The sequence below is a fragment of the Paenibacillus sp. FSL K6-2393 genome (assembly GCF_038002545.1).
Classification (GTDB): Bacteria; Bacillota; Bacilli; order Paenibacillales; family Paenibacillaceae; genus Paenibacillus.
On sequence record NZ_JBBOCU010000001.1, the window covers coordinates 1283302 to 1298934 of the forward strand.

The 15633-nt window shown below is 47.3% G+C and carries 14 protein-coding genes; 11 read left to right on the forward strand and 3 right to left on the reverse strand.

The features are described from left to right. Positions 1-4: 4 nt before the first annotated feature. The gene (gene dnaI / locus MHI14_RS05560) at positions 5-955 is read left to right on the forward strand and encodes a primosomal protein DnaI (protein ID WP_091037835.1); all 951 of its coding nucleotides are present in this window, start codon (positions 5-7) and stop codon (positions 953-955) included. A 128-nt stretch (positions 956-1083) separates the two neighbouring features. Here the strand turns inward: dnaI and MHI14_RS05565 are convergent, their stop codons facing one another. Further along, complete coding sequence (locus MHI14_RS05565) at positions 1084-1239, reverse strand: YqzM family protein (protein ID WP_091037832.1); 156 nt, start codon at positions 1237-1239, stop codon at positions 1084-1086. A gap of 263 nt (positions 1240-1502) precedes the next feature. Here MHI14_RS05565 and trxA point away from each other — a divergent pair, with 263 nt between their 5' ends. Further along, entirely contained in the window at positions 1503-1820 is a 318-nt protein-coding gene (trxA, locus tag MHI14_RS05570; protein ID WP_017692451.1) for a thioredoxin, read from the forward strand. A 305-nt stretch (positions 1821-2125) separates the two neighbouring features. Beyond that, positions 2126-4213 carry an excinuclease ABC subunit UvrC gene (uvrC, locus tag MHI14_RS05575; protein ID WP_091037830.1) on the forward strand — a complete coding sequence of 696 codons (2088 nt, stop codon included), beginning with the start codon at positions 2126-2128 and terminating at the stop codon, positions 4211-4213. Here the strand turns inward: uvrC and MHI14_RS05580 are convergent. Next, on the reverse strand, positions 4182-5879 hold the full coding sequence (locus MHI14_RS05580) for a CPBP family intramembrane glutamic endopeptidase (RefSeq protein ID WP_339310687.1): 1698 nt from the start codon (positions 5877-5879) through the stop codon (positions 4182-4184). The genes uvrC and MHI14_RS05580 overlap by 32 nt on opposite strands. Positions 5880-6400: 521 nt before the next feature. Here MHI14_RS05580 and MHI14_RS05585 point away from each other — a divergent pair. After that, positions 6401-7720: a TrkH family potassium uptake protein gene (locus tag MHI14_RS05585; RefSeq protein WP_371129102.1), complete on the forward strand. Its 1320-nt coding sequence runs from the start codon at positions 6401-6403 to the stop codon at positions 7718-7720. Positions 7721-7774: 54 nt separating this feature from the next. Further along, the gene (locus MHI14_RS05590) at positions 7775-8446 is read left to right on the forward strand and encodes a potassium channel family protein (RefSeq protein WP_091020848.1); all 672 of its coding nucleotides are present in this window, start codon (positions 7775-7777) and stop codon (positions 8444-8446) included. 61 nt (positions 8447-8507) lie between these two features. Here the strand turns inward: MHI14_RS05590 and MHI14_RS05595 are convergent, their stop codons facing one another. Beyond that, positions 8508-9431: a LysR family transcriptional regulator gene (locus tag MHI14_RS05595; RefSeq protein WP_341129989.1), complete on the reverse strand. Its 924-nt coding sequence runs from the start codon at positions 9429-9431 to the stop codon at positions 8508-8510. Between the two features lie 295 nt (positions 9432-9726). Between MHI14_RS05595 and MHI14_RS05600 the strand changes: the two genes are divergently transcribed. The 6 genes from MHI14_RS05600 (at position 9727) to MHI14_RS05625 (ending at position 15484) form a co-directional block, all read left to right on the forward strand. Then, positions 9727-10395, forward strand: coding sequence for a succinate dehydrogenase cytochrome b558 subunit (locus tag MHI14_RS05600; RefSeq protein WP_091037822.1), 669 nt, complete (start codon positions 9727-9729; stop codon positions 10393-10395). A 43-nt stretch (positions 10396-10438) separates the two neighbouring features. Beyond that, the gene (gene sdhA, locus MHI14_RS05605) at positions 10439-12181 is read left to right on the forward strand and encodes a succinate dehydrogenase flavoprotein subunit (protein WP_341129990.1); all 1743 of its coding nucleotides are present in this window, start codon (positions 10439-10441) and stop codon (positions 12179-12181) included. A 229-nt stretch (positions 12182-12410) separates the two neighbouring features. Further along, the gene (locus MHI14_RS05610) at positions 12411-12584 is read left to right on the forward strand and encodes a hypothetical protein (protein WP_341129991.1); all 174 of its coding nucleotides are present in this window, start codon (positions 12411-12413) and stop codon (positions 12582-12584) included. Positions 12585-12780: 196 nt separating this feature from the next. Beyond that, complete coding sequence (gene sdhB / locus MHI14_RS05615) at positions 12781-13545, forward strand: succinate dehydrogenase iron-sulfur subunit (protein WP_341129992.1); 765 nt, start codon at positions 12781-12783, stop codon at positions 13543-13545. 175 nt (positions 13546-13720) lie between these two features. Next, positions 13721-14695, forward strand: coding sequence for a metallophosphoesterase (locus tag MHI14_RS05620; protein ID WP_341129993.1), 975 nt, complete (start codon positions 13721-13723; stop codon positions 14693-14695). A 57-nt stretch (positions 14696-14752) separates the two neighbouring features. Continuing rightward, positions 14753-15484 carry a metallophosphoesterase family protein gene (locus MHI14_RS05625; protein ID WP_091037819.1) on the forward strand — a complete coding sequence of 244 codons (732 nt, stop codon included), beginning with the start codon at positions 14753-14755 and terminating at the stop codon, positions 15482-15484. Positions 15485-15633: the final 149 nt, after the last annotated feature.

The following is a 15633-nucleotide window of genomic DNA, read 5'->3' on the forward strand; positions in this document are numbered from 1 at the left end:
AGCCATGGAATCCTTGGGAGGACTGCTTCAGCAGCTGAACCCTGCCTTTCGTGAGCAATCGCGGCGGATTGCGGCGGATTTGATGGAAAACCCGTACGTACGCGAATTCCGCGCAGGTCATCCTGAACTGCAAGATGCACAGCTCATGACCGATCTGAGCAAGCTGTTTCAGTACGCCAAAGACTCTAAGAACTGTGCGAATTGTCCGGGACTCGACAACTGTCCTAACGATTTTCAGGGCCACTTTTGCAAACTGGAAGTAGAACATTTTAACGGTAAACCCGAAATCATAGATATAAAAGCGCCTTGTTCCAAACATATCGCCCGGCAAAATGAACATATTATTAAGCAACGTATTCGCAGTTTCTATGTGGACGAGCGTGCGCTCAGTGCCGGATACAACGACGTGGAGATCATGGGCAAGGATCGGATGCGTGCTCCAGCAGTGAATCAGGTGCTTCGTTATATTAGGGAGACCAAGGAGAATGGATTATCTCCGCAAGGACTGTTTCTGGAAGGAACTTTCGGGACAGGCAAGACGTTCCTGATGTGTTATCTGCTGCATGAACTGGCGGTTGCAGGCCACACGGGTGTCATTATCTATATGCCTGACTTTGTGGAGGATCTGAAATCCATGATCAGTGAAGGGCAGAAGCTGAAGGAAATGACGGATATTTTGAAAAGTTGTGATCTGCTCATCTTTGATGATATCGGGGCAGAGAATCTGAACCCTTGGGTTCGGGATCATGTGATGGGGTCCATTCTGAACTATCGGATGAATCGCAAACCAACCTTCTATACGTCCAATTACAATCTGGATGGGCTTGAAAAACATCTGAGCTTCACCAATCGGGACGGCGAGGAATCAAATAAAGGCCAGCGTCTCATGGACCGGATTCGTCCATTCGTGGATGTCATCTCCGTTCGGGGTGAGAATCAGCGCGGCAAACGTTAATCGGTTAGTTTATGGGTCTGATCTACAAATTATACTTTTTAAGCAATAAGTAGTCCCAAAAAAAGCCTGGCTTTCGCATTGTCGCGAAAACCGGGCTTTTCTGGTCCTGCGTGAGACCTGTGAGTATCCTATTCGGTGATGAATTTGAAGATAACCATACCGAAAAAGATCACTGTCATCAGGCCGGCCATGCCGGCAACACCCACGATCAGATCAAACAGATCGTTGCGGGGTTCCTCGTTCACATGTTCACGCGGGTCGCTGATCCGCACATTTGCATCCATGTTATTGCCTCCTTATGGGGAATACAGCTTGCCCGTATGGGGGCTGAAACCCGGAGTAATTTTAGTATACTTGGAAAAGAAAGCGTTTGTAAAGATTTTGAAGTTGGTATGCCACATCCTGTAATTGTGAAGATTTGATGTTGGGAAGATGAACATTGCAGCGTTCAATTCACAAGTTTGACGTACCTGTGTTATACTGGAAGTGTCGTTCACGACGTTACAGGTTAAAATAAACCGTAAGTATATATAAGGAGGACAATTTCATGGCTATTGTTAACGTATCCGATCAATCCTTCAACGCTGAAGTAGAAGGCGAAGGAACGGTTCTTGTTGATTTCTGGGCGCCTTGGTGTGGTCCTTGTAAAATGCTCGCTCCAATCCTGGAAGAGCTGTCCACAGAAGTTGGCGATGCAGTGAAAATTGCTAAAGTTAACGTGGATGAAAATCCGGAATCTGCTTCCCGCTTTGGCGTAATGAGCATTCCAACTTTGATCTTCTTCAAAGACGGTCAACCGGTAGATAAAGTGGTTGGTCTGAACTCGAAAGATGCGCTCAAAGGAATTATCGCAAAACACCAATAATTTACAGGCTTACACATACGCCTCCGGTTTACATGCCGGGGGCGTTTTGCGTCGAATACCTTTATATAGGACAATATAAAGTATATATTTTTTATAAAATGAAACTGGAAATTTACATGTTTAACGAAGAAGACAGAAATGAACTGTAGAAGCGAAGCGTTCGCCTTTATCACCGGATTTTCCCTTTTAAAAAAGGGAATCGAAAAAATCTGGGGATAACAGCGATCGAAAGATCATTCTGTCATCGGAGTCACTCATGTAAGGTGAGGATTTCAGTTTTTTCGGGAAGGAGGATTCACCGAATTATGGATCAATTCATGAATGATTTGCAGGATCAGGAAAAGGCATTGGAGCAGATTCGCCACAAGCTCGCTTTGCTGCCAGACATGTCTGGATGTTACCTGATGAAGAACAGTGAAGGTACGATTATCTATGTAGGTAAGGCCAAAGTGCTGAAGAACCGCGTACGCTCTTATTTTATCGGCAGTCATAACGGAAAGACCCAGCGTCTGGTGTCCGAAATCCGTGATTTCGAATATATCGTGACGGGCAGTAACATGGAAGCACTCATTCTGGAATGTAACTTGATCAAGAAACATATGCCGCGTTATAACGTGTTGCTCAAAGATGACAAGACATTCCCGTATCTTAAAATTACCAATGAAAAGCACCCCCGGTTGGAAGTAACCCGGCGTGTGCTGAAAGATAAAGCCAAATATTTCGGACCTTATCCGAACTCATATGCGGCACATCAAACAAAAAAACTGCTCGACCGCATGTATCCACTGCGCAAATGTGGTGTAATGCCCAAAGAAGTGTGCCTGTACTATCACATGGGACAGTGTCTTGCCCCTTGTGTGAAGGAAGTGGAGAAGGAGCAGTACGACCAGATTTCCCAAGAGATTGGTTCATTTCTGAGCGGTGGTCACGAAGAGATCAAAAAGGATTTGCAGCGTAAGATGCAAGAGGCTGCGGAGGATCTTTATTTTGAACGTGCCAAGGAACTGCGCGACCAGGTAATCGCCATCGATGCGATGATGGAAAAACAGAAAATTACGATGGCCGATGCCAGAGACCGTGATGTATTTGGTTTTGCCATTGATAAAGGCTGGATGTGTGTCCAGATTCTATATATGCGTCAGGGTAAAATGATTGAACGTCATGTATCAACCTTCCCGTTTTACGGTGAGGCGTACAGTGATTTCATGTCTTACGTAACACAGTACTACAGTGATAATCCGGCATTGCCACAAGAGATTTTGTTGCCGGAAATGCCCAAGGATCTTGCAACGGATAACGACAATTTGGATACGGGTTCTGATGCTGATGGATCGGTACCTGCCGCAGTTACGGTTGAGTTTGAGCAGACGGGACAAGTGGAGCATAGTAACGCTTCCCAGCCACTGGTTGCTGAGACTCGTGCAGCTTACGGAGGTTCCACTGAGGCAGAAGGTGAACAACCTGACAGTATGCAAGAGGATGCTCCAATAATGGATACAACTGATTCAACTGAAAAGCTTCCAGCTGGACTGGAAGACCCAACTCAGGTTGCTGCTGCTTTACAGGAGTGGTTGGAGATCAAAGTGCTCATCCCGCAACGTGGATTGAAACGCCAGATGATCACCATGGCTGTGGATAATGCACGTGTAGCACTGGAAGAGAAGTTCCGCCTGATTGAGCGAAATGAAGAACGGACATCCAAAGCTGCTGAAGGACTGGGACGTTTTATTGGACTGGATCAGCTTCACCGTATTGAAGCGTTTGATAACTCGAACATCCAGGGTACGAACCCGGTATCTGCCATGATTGTATTTACGGATGGTAAACCGGATAAGAAGGAATATCGGAAGTACAAGGTCCGTTCGGTTGAAGGACCCGATGATTATGAAACCATGCGAGAAGTCATCCGTCGCCGTTACGAGCGGGTATTAAAAGAAAACCTGACCCAGCCTGACCTGATTGTGGTCGATGGTGGTAAAGGACAGATCTCGGCTGCGGTCGATATTTTGGAAAATGAGCTGGGGCTGTTTATTCCGGTATGTGGTCTGGTGAAGGATGCGAAGCATAAGACTTCACAGTTGATGATCGGTAATCCACCGGAAGTCATCTCCCTGCCTCGGGATAGTCAGGAATTCTACCTGTTGCAGCGGATACAGGAAGAGGTCCACCGTTTTGCGATCTCGTTCCACCGGGAACAGCGTGGCAAATCGATGGTGACATCACGTTTGGATGCCATTCCGGGTATTGGAGAGAAGCGGCGTAAGCTGCTGTTGAAGCATTTTGGCTCTTTGCGCAAAATAAAAGAGGCCAGCGTCGAAGACTTCCGGCCTCTATCTATTGGTGACAAACTGGCAAATCAGATTATTGCAGCACTTCGTGATGAGGAGTCGTAATATACGGCTTCTCTTTTTGTTTTGGATTGAATTTGTAGACCACATATCCAACGATGGCCGGGAGTACAATCCAGAAGAGTCCAGCAGCCATATTCAGGGCATCGCCCATAAAGACCAAGCTGAGTCCCATCAGCAAGCTGTCGAAGATCACATGTGCGAATACAACGGCAATAAAGCCGTGACGCAGCATGATCAGACTGAACAGCAATCCAATCACCATCAGCTCAATGGGACGGGTGATTACTGGATAGATCGGATACAAAGTGTGTCCAAGTGCCCAAATGATGGTTGGGATCAGACAGGCAATAAACGTGTTACGCACAATCTTTTGCATCATGCGAATGCCGAACAGTCGATAAACAGTTTCTTCACCAATACCGGCCATCCAGGCCATGATCGGGAAGAGCCAGGCATAGGTCATATTAAATGTAGATTGATCTGCTGACGTTGTTGACCATGTGCCGATGCTTCGCTCCAGAATGAAGAACAGGATGGATTGCACACCCAGTAGAATGAATGCCCACAGGTAACCAGCATACATACTGTGAAGTACATATTTTCCATATCCGGGTTCTTTGGCACGAGGCCATGGGTTCAGACCTATTTTACGCCACATGCCGTCACCGGCAACGAGGGACAGATAGATGGTTGCACTCATGACCAGTGTAATACCTGCCTGCATTAACATCAGGAATGCTAACATGAAATTGGAGAGCCCTTGTGCCTGAAAGAGTGGAATCATGTTCAGTGTACCAATTACCGAAGCTGCGAAATACACCAGCGAGAGAATAATCCCGCGTTTGAAAGACGTATGTGCTCGGGTCAGAATGCTATAGATGATTGCCAGCACGCCCAGTACAAAGGTCAGGAATGCATAGCCGCCATAGGTCATCCAATTGGCCTGACGTGTTTGATCTTTCACATAGTCGGTATGGGATTCCGGGACCGAGAAGCCAGGATCGAAGGATCGTACCGCCCCCTCTTCAAACGTAAAGTTCAGTTCAAGCTTGGAGTCTCCAATGGCTTTTTCAGAATCCACATACTTCAGTCCCGCTTCACCATCTCGAGTCTCCAGTTGAAGTGCCGGTACTTCATAACCGAATTCGGTGAGAACGCCAGCCGCGAGCTGTTGTTTCTCGTCCAGAGATATATTGCCTTCAGCAAGTACTTGCGATGTGGTCACTCGTCCACTAACCTGCTCCGCCTCAATGGCGGTATAGAGGGAGGAAGGCAGTTCCCGTTTGAAGCCGACCACTTTTCCTGTTTTCATATGTACGTCAACATTAAGATAACCGCCTTTGTGTTGATCAGGCAAACGAACGCGGAATACATCGTAAGGATAGCTTGTTTCCCATTTCTGGTTATAGGTATCAAGTTGTTTGGTTTTGGCCATATACCCGTAGATATCGGAATGTGTCTGGTAGGTTACCAGGGTTTTTGCATCATCATTTGGCAGTGAATAGTCATTCACAGAAGCTGCGAATGATCGTGCGGATTGTGTCGCCTGCTCCTTGGTTATGAAGGACGTGGACGAAATTTCTGTCGTTTGTGATGAGGTAGCTGGAAAGATCTGAAATACAAAAAATAGAATCAGGCCAATCGCCGCAAGCAACCCCAGCCGCTTGAAGTTAGCCTTGAGTTGCAAAGGCTGCCCTAAGGGATTCATGTAATGGTGTTCCTCCTTTATTGATAGAGGTAGTTCAAAAAGTTTCTAGCTTCATCCCATCTTCTTGGTACTGAAAACCGCCCTTTTTGAACACGCACTAATATGGATATTAAAGTTAACATAGCACAGGCCAAGCACCGAATGCCAATGATGTAACGAAAACAGGTGTAAATCCTTGAAAATGAATGAAAAGCACCGAAAGAATCTGATCTATCCGTCGCTATATCTGAGTTCTTCCCTTTTTGGCTGAATTCGATGCTATTTACACAAAAAACGTTTTGTCTACAAACGTCGCAGCGCTTATAATTTTGAAGCAAATGTGCAATGATTCGCATGTCTTTCGCCCAACAAGGGAACGAATAGAATATATTCCAACTTCATTATATATGTCGTTTTAATCTGAATCATACTTGTTTAACGTTTGGCAACAGCATTTCAAATGAAGAAGGCTCCACGGGTGTGGAGTTATTTTCATTTTAGAAGAGGTGGAAGATACTCAAGTGAAACTGAATGTTCAATGGATGCGATTATCGCCACCCCGTATTCTTGTGTTAGGGTTTGCTGGCATCATATTGGTAGGCACACTGCTATTAATGCTTCCGGCATCCAGCCGTAACGGAGACAGTCTTGCATTTATTGATGCGCTCTTTACAGCAACTTCGGCTGTTTGTGTCACTGGTTTGGTTGTCGTTGATACAGGGACTCATTTCTCGGTGCTGGGTCAGGTTGTAATTGCAATTCTGATTCAGATTGGCGGACTGGGCTTCATGACAATGTCCACATTGGTTGCCATTGCGTTCAAACGGCGGATTTCGCTTAGAGAGCGGTTGATTCTACAGGAAGCGATGAACCAGAGCACGATGGAGGGAATCGTCCGGCTGATTCGTAAAGTTGTGATCTACTCACTCATTATCGAAGGCATATGTGGCACACTGTTTGCCATCCGCTGGTCGTTCGACATGCCAGTCGGACAGGCGATTTATTATGGCTATTGGCATGCGATCTCCATGTTCAACAATGCGGGCTTTGATATGTTTGGCGATTTCCGCAGTCTGACCGGTTATGTGTATGACCCATTGGTTAATTTTACAGCGATGTTCCTGATTGTCTCTGGCGGTATCGGTTTTGTGGTGTTGTCAGACCTGGTGGATTACCGCAAAACGCGGAAGCTGTCTTTGCACTCCAAAGTTGTACTGTTAATGACTGGATTGTTGATTGTGTTTGGTGCACTTGTCATTTTCGTATTTGAATTTAGCAATCCGCGGACACTGGGTGGCCTGAACTGGGGTGGCAAAATTCTCGGTTCATTCTTCCAGTCCGTTACGCCGCGAACGGCAGGAGCCAATACGGTAGATATTGCCGGGCTGAGACAGGCAACACAGTTCTTTATGATCATTCTGATGTTCATTGGTGCTTCGCCAGGTTCTACGGGAGGCGGGATCAAAACAACGACATTTATGATTATGGCTGGCGCGGTCATCGCCATGATGCGTGGACGTGAAGATATCGTATTTTTCCGCTACCGGCTCGTACAGGAACGGATTTTCAAGGCGCTTACTATTACATTGCTGGCGCTCTTGTTCATCATAGCTGTAACGATGGCACTGAGTACCACAGAAGACGCCAGTTTTATGATGATCTTATTTGAAACGACATCAGCCTTTGGTACCGTGGGATTATCGCTTGGACTAACGCTGAAGTTGACTACATTGGGCAAGCTCCTGATCTGTTTTACGATGTTTGCAGGAAGGCTTGGACCGATCACATTAGCGTATGCACTTGGGCAGAAAAAGGGTAAAGAGTTATACAGGTATCCGGAAGGCAAAATGATTATTGGATAAATCAATTTTTAGTGAGTTATGAAAATGATTTGGATAAGGGGTTCGTGAAGAACAATGAAAACACAGCAGTTTGCGGTGATTGGGCTTGGGCGGTTTGGCTCCAGTCTGGCACAGGAATTAATGGAACTCGGCTACGAGGTGCTCGGGATCGATAAAAATGAAGAAGTCGTCGAAGACATGAGTGAATTGGTCACCCATGCCGTTGTAGCTGATGCCACAGATGAGGAAGTGTTGCGCTCTCTGGGTATTCGCAATTTTGATTGTGGTATCGTAGCCATCGGGGATGATATTCAGACGAGCATTCTCACCGCGATTCTGTTAAAAGAGCTGGGCGTCAAGACGGTCGTGGCCAAGGCCATATCCGTCCTTCACGGACGCGCACTGGATAAACTGGGGATTGATCGTGTCGTTTATCCTGAGCGGGATATGGGCATTCGGGTTGCCCATCAGCTGGTTACCCCGAATTTGCTGGATTACATTGAATTATCCAATGATTACAGTATTGTTGAGATGAAGGTTCCCGCCTGTCTGCACAACAAAACCCTTTCGACCCTGAATGCACGTGTACGCTTTGGTTGCAGCATTGTGGCGTTACAAAAAGAAGCCGGGGTCATTATTGCTCCGACAGCACTGGACTCGCTTCAGATGGGGGATATCATGGTCATTATTGGTAATAATGCTGATATCGACCGATTTGAAGAAGAGGTTATCAGCCAAGAGAGCTGATAATTAAGATGAGTTAAATATGGGAGGCCAGGCGTTAGAGCCTGGCTGATTCAGATCAAAGCTAAGGCGTCGTAGTCCTCCTTGAGGGCAATGGCGCCTTTGCTGTAAAGAGCGCAGCCGTCTCCTTGACCCATTGTCTGGAGGTCTCGCTGAGGTCCTCTTTTTCCCCATAGATCATGCAGGTTGTTCTGCGGGTCTGCTGTAGTTGAGGCAAATGAACAGAAACAAGATCATTGTCCGCGAGCAATTGTGGACGAAGATATGACTTGGGCAATAGAGCAGCAGCTTTGGCGGAAGGCAGAAGTCGGATAATCGCTTCAAAGGAGTCAATTTCCATGCGAATATCCGGCATCACGGCACAGCGCTGGAAGAGGTCGTCCGTTAATTTGCGGTACCAGGTGCCTTTGGAGAACGTGATCATCGGCAGATCCTGCAAATGCTCCATCCCGGCTTCCTTACCGGATAAGGGGTGTGTAAGCGGCACAACCAGTTCCAGGTGATCGTCAAAAAGCGGCACACAGTTAAGCCCCACTTCGCTGATGGAGGAGGCGACAATGCCCACATCGGCTTTTTTGTCACGCACAAACGAGACAATCTCATGTGTTTTTCCCGTCAACAGTTTCAGTTCGGCATTTGGATGTTTCTCCATAAAGGCATTGACGAGAGGTGGTAATGTAGTTTGAAGCGTCGTCAGACTGGCTCCGAGTGTAATGGTGCTTTGTTCTTCGTCTTTATACTGGGCAAGCATGGTGAGGAACTTCTGCTGCTGTTGCTTCTGTTCTACCGCGAAGGTATAGGCGAACTGGCCCACACTGGTTAACTCCAACCGTTTGCCACGGCGGTGAAAAAGGGAAACCCCAAGTTCATCCTCCAATTTGGCAATTTTGCGTGAGAGTGCGGGTTGAGACAAGTTCAGTAACTTGGATGCACGGTTCAGGCTGGATTGCTCCACGACCGCTGCAAATGCATTTAACTCCTCAAACATGAACAATGACCTCTTTTCCATGAGTGTGATTCTTGCCCTTGCTTAATCGTTTTCCATGTTGTATAGCCTGTAAACCCAATGTTTCACTGCTTATACCTATAGGGTATAACATTTAATAATTATATTGCAATTCCCTTATAAGAAAAAAAGGAGTAACATGAATCGTGACACAAGTTGTTCACACCTGGGGAAAACGGAACAATTTGTCGAACCTTTTCATGGAAAAGGATTCGTGTCATGATAAGTGAAATCATTTATGAAAACGTTGTATTTAGCGAAAGGGGATCGACATTTTATGAAAGGGTTTTACTCCAGAAAGCTGCACTCCTTGCTTGGCGTCATTCCGCTCAGTTTGTTTTTTGTTGAGCATTTGGTGACGAACTTCTCGGCAGTTGAAGGCGGCAAAGAGGCTTTTGACGGTGCTGTTGCATTCTTGAACAGTCTGCCACTGGTTATTGTTTTGGAAACGCTCCTCATCTGGTTACCGTTGTTCTATCACGGTGTATATGGTCTGTATATTGCTTATCAGGCCAAGCCTAACGTGGGTCGTTATGGCAATGAGCGCAACTGGCGTTACACGTTGCAGCGGGTCAGTGGTGTCATTACGTTTGTATTCGTAATCTGGCATGTATGGGAGACTCGGGTACAGGTTGCGTTGGGTACAGTCACCCACGAAGAACTTGGTGGTGTCATTCATGAGATCGTGATGAACCCGGTAACATTTATTCTATATCTGATCAGTGTGGTTGCGGCATCCTATCACTTTGCCAACGGTCTGTGGTCGTTTCTTGTTAGCTGGGGGATTACCGTGGGTCCGCGTGCGCAGCGTGTGTCCTCTTATGTGTGCATGAGTTTGTTTGGTATTATTTCCATTATGTTTATTGCTTCGTTGTTCGCTTTCCGGAGCATGGATTTCCAAGCAGTAACTTCGATGGTTGATGTAGTAAAAACAGTTCTAATTTAAGCATTTAGCGTATAAATGCTGACTTATAAGGGAGTGAACAGCAATGGCATCAACGAATGTAATTATTGTGGGCGGCGGTCTCGCGGGATTGATGGCGGCGATCAAATCGGCTGAAGCCGGAGTCCATGTTCATTTATTTTCACTGGTTCCTGTTAAACGATCCCACTCTGTATGTGCACAAGGCGGCATCAACGGAGCGGTGAATACCAAGGGTGAGGGTGACTCCCCATGGGTACACTTTGACGATACGGTATACGGCGGTGACTTCCTCGCGAACCAACCTCCTGTTAAAGCGATGTGCGAAGCAGCACCTGGCATCATTCACCTGATGGACCGTATGGGCGTCATGTTCAACCGGACACCGGAAGGTTTGCTTGATTTCCGTCGTTTCGGGGGAACGAAGCATCACCGTACGGCGTTTGCTGGAGCAACAACAGGACAACAATTGCTCTATGCATTAGACGAACAGGTACGTCGCTGGGAAGCAGCGGGCCTGGTTACGAAATATGAGAACTGGGAATTCCTGCAGGCGGTTTTGGATGATGAAGGCATATGTCGCGGGATCGTAGCTCAGGATCTGAAAACGATGAAGGTACAGACCTTCCCGGCAGAAGCGGTTATTCTGGCGAGCGGTGGTCCAGGGATCATTTTCGGTAAAACGACCAACTCTGTAATTAACACAGGTACAGCGGCAAGTGCGGTGTATCAGCAAGGTGTAAATTACGCCAACGGGGAGTTCATTCAGATTCACCCAACAGCCATTCCAGGGGATGACAAGCTGCGTCTCATGTCTGAATCCGCGCGTGGTGAAGGTGGACGGATCTGGACGTACAAAGACGGAAAACCTTGGTACTTCCTTGAAGAAAAGTATCCATCCTACGGTAACCTGGTTCCACGTGATATCGCGACTCGTGAAATCTTCAGCGTCTGCGTAGATATGGGTCTGGGTGTGAACGGCGAGAACATGGTTTATCTCGATTTGTCGCACAAAGATCCGAAGGAACTGGACGTTAAACTGGGCGGAATCATTGAGATCTATGAGAAGTTCATGGGCGATGACCCGCGTAAAATCCCAATGAAAATCTTCCCGGCAGTCCATTATTCCATGGGCGGTATGTGGGTAGATTACAACCAAATGACTAACATTCCGGGGCTGTTCGCAGCTGGTGAATGTGAATATCAATACCATGGTGCAAACCGTCTGGGTGCAAACTCATTGGTATCTGCGATCTATGGTGGTATGGTGGCTGGACCAAAAGCGGCTGAATATATCAAAGGACTTAAAAAATCATCCGCTGATATCCCATCTTCCGTATTTGAGAAACACACCAAACAACAAAGCGATAAATACGAAGGCATCTTGAAAATGCAGGGCACGGAAAATGCCTATGTCATTCATAAAGAGCTTGGCGAGTGGATGACCGCCAACATGACGGTTGTGCGCTACAACGACAAGCTTGAAGCCACGATTGGCAAGATCAAGGAATTGAAAGAGCGTTATGGCAAAATCAACATGTACGACAGCTCCGGTTGGAATAACCCGAGCGCAGCATTCACTCGCCAACTGTGGAACATGATTGAATTGGCAGAAGCAATGACACTGGGCGCACTGCTGCGTAACGAAAGCCGCGGCGCGCATTACAAACCGGAATTCACGGAACGTAATGACGAAGAGTTCCTGAAAACGACTATCGCGAGCTGGTCGAAAGAAGGCCCGAAAATCTCGTACGAGCCAGTAGACGTATCCCTGATCCCACCACGTATCCGGGATTACTCCAAGGATTAAGAAGTACCACACTATTCATGTAATGAATAGTTAGACACCTGAACGGAGAGGCAGGAGAACTTTGGAGAAGCAAAGCTTCTTCAAAGTTACTGCCATCAACGTGATGGAGTGAAGGTTCTCAGCAAAGGTAATCTGTGTGCACAAAGCAGCAGAGGAAGCCAAAATACCTGTTCATAAGCAAGCAACGCATTGGCAAAGCTTGTATATCTAAAATTACCGCAATCCAAGAATGAATTGGAGTGCAGTTTCCAGCAAAGTGACCCTGCGTGCACGACGTAGCGGAGGAGGCGGAAATGCCCAGAAGAAGCGAAGCGCCTTAGCGATGCTTCAGAACTTCAATACTGCCATCCAGCATGAATGGAGTGCAGTTTTCCAGCAAAGTGACTCTGCGTGCACAACGTAGCGGAGGAAGTGGAATTGAACTGAAGAAGCGAAGCGTCCGCCTTTGATACCCCATTTTATTCAATAGAGATCCATTCCGTAAAATGGGGGAGCAACAGCGGTCGGAAGGTCATTCCACTGACGAAGCGTCTCCCGTGCACCAAAATATTTTGCGCATCAGCAATACAATCATCGTCACCAGAGGAGGGGACAACGATATGGCGGAACAAGCTACAGCCAACAAAACCGTCAAGTTTATCATCACCCGTCAGGATAGCCCGGAGTCATCTTCGTACAACGAAGAATTTGAGCTTCCGTACCGTCCCAACATGAATGTGATCAGCGCCCTGATGGAGATTCAGCGGAACCCCGTCAATATAGATGGCAAATCCATTGCTCCCGTGTGCTGGGATTCCAACTGTCTCGAAGAAGTCTGTGGTGCCTGCTCCATGGTTATCAACGGCAAGCCACGTCAAGCATGTGCAGCCCTGATCGACAAGCTCGAACAGCCTGTTCGTATCGAACCGATGAAGACATTCCCGGTGGTTCGTGACTTGGTCATCGACCGTAGCCGGATGTTTAGCGCCCTGAAACGCGTAAAAGCATGGATTCCGATCGATGGTACCTATGACCTCGGTCCAGGTCCACGGATGCCTGAGAAGAAGCGTCAGTGGGCATATGAGCTGTCCAAATGTATGACATGTGGTGTATGTCTGGAGGCATGCCCGAACGTCAATGAGAAAACAGACTTTATCGGTCCAGCAGCACTGTCCCAAGTGCGCTTGTTCAACGCTCACCCAACAGGGGAGATGAACGCCGACGATCGTCTGGAAGCATTGATGGAAGATGGAGGCATTGAGGGCTGTGGTAACTCACAGAACTGCGTGCAATCCTGTCCAAAAGGCATTCCACTGACAACCTCCATTGCCGAAATGAACAAACAAACGACCAAGCATATGTTCAAACGCTGGTTGGGTGTATAATCTCGTCATAACATGTGCAGAAGTGTAATATGCAACTTAGAAGAAGTCGTGATCCCGTGCAGCAACATGCCGGAGATCCCGGCTTCTTTTTGTAATGAAGCAGAGGAACCGGGCTACCCATGCAGAATATGATATACTAAGGGGATGGATTAAGAGCGTAGAAGGAGGGGGAGATATGGCAGAGACACCGCGTCAGGGCAGCAACAACTCGCCGTCCCAGCGCTCGCACAAAGCACCAGGTGCAGAAGAGTCTGTGTTTCCTGGGGAAGAAAAGGATCATGATCCCTCTCGCCGAAGTTTCTTATTGCGCATGGTTTTGATGACAGCGGGTGCCAGTTTGCTCACAGGAGGTTATGCCTGGTTATGGGAGCCGCGTCGTCTGGAGATCAAGCAAGTGGAGCTGAAACTTCCGAAGTTTCCAAAGGCATTTGACGGCTTGCGTGTCATTCAGTTCAGCGATGCCCATCTTGGTTTTCATACCGGGGTGAAAGAGCTGAAGAAGCTGGCAGCAACGATTGAGGAGCAGCAACCGGACTTGATTTGTTTTACCGGAGACATCGTCGAGAGGGAAGCAGAGCCGATGCGTGAATGTATTCCGGTACTCGCCTCCATGCAAGCGAAGTATGGCAAATTTGCCGTTTTGGGGAATCATGATTATCGGGGCGGACAGCAGAATGAAGTGACAACCATGTTCCGTGAAGCCGGATTCACTTTGTTACGGAACGAACATGTGGTGATTGAACAAGGGGGCGAACGTCTGGCCATAGCTGGCCTGGATGACGCACTTACAGGCAGGCCTGATCCTGCCCAAGCCATCAAGGGATTGGATCATGATGTGTGGAAATTGTTACTTATGCATGAACCGGATTATGCCGACATTGCCACTCCCTATGGTTTCGGATTACAACTTTCCGGTCATAGCCATGGTGGACAGGTACGTTTTCCCTGGATCGGGGCACTGACAACTCCGCGAGGTTCACACAAGTATGTTCAAGGGTTGTATTACACGGATGTCCAGGGGGTATATTACACCACCCAGACACAGATGCCCGTGTATGTGAATCGTGGTTTTGGCATGACTCAACTGCCCATTCGTTTTCTGTGCAGACCAGAATTAACAGTTTTTGAGCTTAAAGGATCAACCACATAAAAGAATATAAGATGAATATAAAACATAAAGGATTCAACATGAATGGAGGTTATCCAGATGGAAAGAATTGCGATTGTATCCGACATTCATGGCAACATGACTGCCTGGGAAGCAGTGTTAGAAGATATCCGAAGTCGTGGCGTGGTGCGAATCTTTTGTCTTGGTGACCTCGTGGGCAAGGGGCCAGAACCGGTAAAGGTTGTGGATCAGGTGAGAGCAACGTGCGAACTTGTTATCCGTGGCAATTGGGATGAACTGGTTGCGGTTAACCAAGACAACGAGAATTTCACGTGGCAAGCAGAACGGCTGGGTGAGGAACGATTGGCGTACTTGGCGGGCCTACCCTTCAGCCATCAATTTCAACTGAGCGGTCGCACCATCCGTCTGGTCCATGCTTCACCTCAAAGTGTATACCATCGTGTACAGCCGTGGGACGCGATAGAAAAGAGGTTGGCAATGTTTGATCCTCCGGCTGATGAGCCTGAGCAAGGTGTTGCAGATGTTGTAGGTTATGGGGATGTGCATAACGCATACTTGCAGTATATGAACGGCAAGTTACTGTTTAATGCAGGCAGTGTTGGTAATCCACTCGATCTTCCCCAGGCTTCCTACTGTATTCTGGAGGGTGAAGACAGCAACGATAACAATACCCCGTTCAATGTTCAATTTGTGCGGGTACCTTATGATATTGAGCGAGAAGTACAGGTTGCACAGTCGGCGAATGTTCCTGCATTGGATTTCTATATTCGTGAGATTCGTACGGGTATCTATCGCGGGCTGCAGGAGTAGTCAGCATCTGGGCCTTTTAGCGTGAGGAATTGAATGATGCAATATATTAATACTAAAATGCGAATACTAAAGTTCGTGGATCAGTTCAAATGGTATTACGCCGGATCATCATCAGAGCATGCTTGTCTTACCGGACTAGAGCCCGTTTA

What these genes read in the sequence shown, in the direction of transcription:
- dnaI (WP_091037835.1), top strand. Translation starts at nt 5, where the DNA reads ATGGAATCCTTGGGAGGACTGCTTCAGCAGCTGAACCCTGCCTTTCGT.
- MHI14_RS05565 (WP_091037832.1), bottom strand. Translation starts at nt 1,239, where the DNA reads ATGGATGCAAATGTGCGGATCAGCGACCCGCGTGAACATGTGAACGAG.
- trxA (WP_017692451.1), top strand. Translation starts at nt 1,503, where the DNA reads ATGGCTATTGTTAACGTATCCGATCAATCCTTCAACGCTGAAGTAGAA.
- uvrC (WP_091037830.1), top strand. Translation starts at nt 2,126, where the DNA reads ATGGATCAATTCATGAATGATTTGCAGGATCAGGAAAAGGCATTGGAG.
- MHI14_RS05580 (WP_339310687.1), bottom strand. Translation starts at nt 5,879, where the DNA reads ATGAATCCCTTAGGGCAGCCTTTGCAACTCAAGGCTAACTTCAAGCGG.
- MHI14_RS05585 (WP_371129102.1), top strand. Translation starts at nt 6,401, where the DNA reads ATGCGATTATCGCCACCCCGTATTCTTGTGTTAGGGTTTGCTGGCATC.
- MHI14_RS05590 (WP_091020848.1), top strand. Translation starts at nt 7,775, where the DNA reads ATGAAAACACAGCAGTTTGCGGTGATTGGGCTTGGGCGGTTTGGCTCC.
- MHI14_RS05595 (WP_341129989.1), bottom strand. Translation starts at nt 9,431, where the DNA reads ATGTTTGAGGAGTTAAATGCATTTGCAGCGGTCGTGGAGCAATCCAGC.
- MHI14_RS05600 (WP_091037822.1), top strand. Translation starts at nt 9,727, where the DNA reads ATGAAAGGGTTTTACTCCAGAAAGCTGCACTCCTTGCTTGGCGTCATT.
- sdhA (WP_341129990.1), top strand. Translation starts at nt 10,439, where the DNA reads ATGGCATCAACGAATGTAATTATTGTGGGCGGCGGTCTCGCGGGATTG.
- MHI14_RS05610 (WP_341129991.1), top strand. Translation starts at nt 12,411, where the DNA reads ATGAATTGGAGTGCAGTTTCCAGCAAAGTGACCCTGCGTGCACGACGT.
- sdhB (WP_341129992.1), top strand. Translation starts at nt 12,781, where the DNA reads ATGGCGGAACAAGCTACAGCCAACAAAACCGTCAAGTTTATCATCACC.
- MHI14_RS05620 (WP_341129993.1), top strand. Translation starts at nt 13,721, where the DNA reads ATGGCAGAGACACCGCGTCAGGGCAGCAACAACTCGCCGTCCCAGCGC.
- MHI14_RS05625 (WP_091037819.1), top strand. Translation starts at nt 14,753, where the DNA reads ATGGAAAGAATTGCGATTGTATCCGACATTCATGGCAACATGACTGCC.